3 protein-coding genes are annotated in these 2679 nt (G+C 38.3%); all 3 read right to left on the bottom strand.

The window, feature by feature from the left end:
* Positions 1-418 precede the first annotated feature (418 nt).
* The 3 genes from trmFO to FFR48_RS27035 all read right to left on the bottom strand — a co-directional run bounded on the left by trmFO (position 419) and on the right by FFR48_RS27035 (position 2499).
* Positions 419-1738, bottom strand: coding sequence for an FADH(2)-oxidizing methylenetetrahydrofolate--tRNA-(uracil(54)-C(5))-methyltransferase TrmFO (gene trmFO, locus FFR48_RS27045; RefSeq protein ID WP_137669483.1), 1320 nt, complete (start codon positions 1736-1738; stop codon positions 419-421).
* Between the two features lie 84 nt (positions 1739-1822).
* Positions 1823-2173, bottom strand: a complete 351-nt coding sequence (locus FFR48_RS27040) for a DUF5615 family PIN-like protein (protein ID WP_236104208.1) — start codon at positions 2171-2173, stop codon at positions 1823-1825.
* Entirely contained in the window at positions 2170-2499 is a 330-nt protein-coding gene (locus tag FFR48_RS27035) for a DUF433 domain-containing protein (RefSeq protein WP_137669481.1), read from the bottom strand. Before FFR48_RS27035 ends, FFR48_RS27040 begins: the two co-directional genes overlap by 4 nt.
* Positions 2500-2679 lie beyond the last annotated feature (180 nt).

The raw sequence follows: 2679 nt of genomic DNA, 5'->3' as shown, positions 1-2679 counted from the left end.
TCTGAATTTATCTGTGTAGGCAGGCAAGAGGCAATAGTTCGACTTCGCTCACCAACCAGGCACTCATGCAAAAGGCTTTTAGAGAATTTTGGTGTACGGAGTTTTTTTCAATAATCAAATAGGAGTCTTATATTGTTGCTTGACTATTATTGTGTTCCTATTCAATCAATAACACGATAGCTAGATACTGTCCATCTAATTTTATAATTATAATAATTGGAAGTGCTTATACTTCTTTAACTTATTCAGATTGTAAGCTAAATATCCGATAGCAATTTCCAAGTTGTTAACTTACCTTTTCTCATTTCCAATATCCTGATTATTACAAGTATAGATTTAAATAATCAACTTAGTTCCCCGACTTCTATGATTAATATATCATTAATTGACAATATCAAAAAAAATCGAGGATCTTAATTTATCCTAAGTTTGCAGTTTTCCAACTTGCTAAATCTGCTAAGGATCTATCTCGATAACGTCCATATTTTTCGGGTTTACTTTTTATTTTCACACCCAAATCTGGTACAATACCAAAATTAGGTGGCATGGGTTGAAAATGCTTAGGTGCAGCAGAACTGATAAACTCAAACAAAGACCCCATCATGGTAGTATTTGGTAATATTAAAGGTTCTTTTCCTAAAGCTATTCTCGCTGCATTTGTTCCCGCTAACCAACCACCAGCAGATGCAGCAGTATAACCTTCTGTTCCTATTAATTGTCCTGCTGCTAATAAAGTATGACGTGCTTTAAATTGCAAAGTGGGTAACATTAATTGGGGTGCATTTAGAAAAGTGTTGCGGTGCATAACTCCCAATCTGACAAACTCGGCATTTTCTAAACCGGGAATCATTCTAAAAACTCGTTTTTGTTCACCCCAACGTAAGTTAGTTTGAAAACCCACCATATTCCACAGTTGACCGGCTTTATCTTCTTGACGCAACTGCACCACCGCATAGTTACGATCTCCGGTTCTACTATCAGTTAAACCCACTGGTTTAAGGGGACCATATCGCATAGTATCTTCCCCTCTTTGTGCCATTTCTTCTATTGGTAAACAAGCTTCAAAAAATTTCGCTGTTTCTCTTTCAAAGTCCTTTAATTCTGTTTGTTCTGCTTGACGTAGTTCTTCCCAAAATTGTAAATACTGCTCTTTATTCATGGGACAATTAAGATAAGCTGCTTCACCTTTGTCATACCGGGAAGCCATAAAAGCGATCTCTTTATTAATAGAATCACCTAAAACAATTGGACTGGCAGCATCAAAGAAATTAAGATATTCCATCCCCGTAAAACGCTGTAAATCTGCGGATAAATCGGGGCTGGTTAAAGGTCCAGAAGCTAATACTACAATACCTTCAGGAATTTCTTTAACTTCACCTCTGCGGAAATCAATTAAAGGATGATTTGCTAAAGTTTGGGTTAAGTCTTCTCCAAATACTCCCCTATCAACTGCTAAAGCACCACCAGCAGGAACAGCGTGTTCATCAGCTTTAGAGATGATAATAGAACCGAGTTGACGGAGTTCTTCGTGTAATAAACCTGCTGCGCGATCGCTTGCCATTGCACCGAAGGAGTTACTACATACCAACTCGGCTAAATTTTCGGTATGATGGGCAGGACTGAAGCGTTTGGGGCGCATTTCATGAAGGATGACAGGAACTCCCGCTTGTGCTATTTGCCATGCTGCTTCTGTTCCTGCAAGTCCACCGCCTATTACTTGTATGGGTTGTTGTGTCATAGTTGTTTTTTGTAATTACTTGGTTTAGTTAAATATATTTGAAAATTGTTGAAAACCAGGCTATATGAGCATTTTTAGCTTACCTCAAAGGGGTAGTTTTGCAATCCGATTAAGCCACTCTTCTGCACTGGATACTGCCCAAATTAGCAATAGTTCCTCAATAATGACTTCAAGCGGTAACTTACGAGAAACAATGATAACGCCTGTACTTTGCTTCTTGGTAATAAACTGTGCAAACTCTGATGGCATTGTTTTACGATCATGGCTGACAAGGATACGCCCCTGCTGTGCAGCCATTTCCAATACTTCTGAATCTTTTACACCTTCTAAGCCAGCAACAAAGGCAGTTTGAAAATCAATGCTGGGTTCTCGTCGCAGAACTCCCGTTACAATAGACTGATTTAAATCAGCATCAGCTTGATAGCCAATATTCACAATTTCACCTGCTCTCTTGCTGTTTTCGCTGCCTTGAGTTTGTCATATAAAATAGGATCACTGGTTTGTAATGGTTGAGGCATAGCATCAAAAGCCGCTTCCTCATCTGCCAAGTAAGTATCAATCTCAGCGCGGTTAGCTAGATAAAACGTGATTCCTCCATAAACCTGTTCTAGCGTTAGCAGAGGAAAAGATTGAACGATACTTTCAGGTGATAAGCCTTTTCGGAAAGCATAGACAATCGAATCTAGAGAAATCCGTGTTCCTTCCACCCAATATCCATCGTTCCGATACTCTACGTAAGTTTTAGCTGCTATAACTGACATAAATTTACTCACTGGTCTAGCTATTTATAATCATAATATGATTTGTTTTTTTAAACTTTCAGGAATATAAGTAGACATTGGAAAATTTGCCAGAGAGTATTATCATCTAATTTATCTAAAGCTGCTATTTCCGCTTGAAATTCCTCTGGTACATCATTTCATGTTGGTGGACTACCTTTT

The organism is Sphaerospermopsis reniformis, from assembly GCF_005402885.1.
In the GTDB taxonomy this organism is placed as follows: Bacteria; Cyanobacteriota; Cyanobacteriia; order Cyanobacteriales; family Nostocaceae; genus Sphaerospermopsis; species Sphaerospermopsis kisseleviana.
Note: the sequence above shows the minus strand (reverse complement) of the source record. Positions and strands in the feature narration are given on the sequence as shown.

Excerpts from the sequence above, each read along its gene's own strand:
- trmFO (WP_137669483.1), bottom strand. The coding sequence starts at position 1,738 with ATGACACAACAACCCATACAAGTAATAGGCGGTGGACTTGCAGGAACA.
- FFR48_RS27035 (WP_137669481.1), bottom strand. The coding sequence starts at position 2,499 with ATGTCAGTTATAGCAGCTAAAACTTACGTAGAGTATCGGAACGATGGA.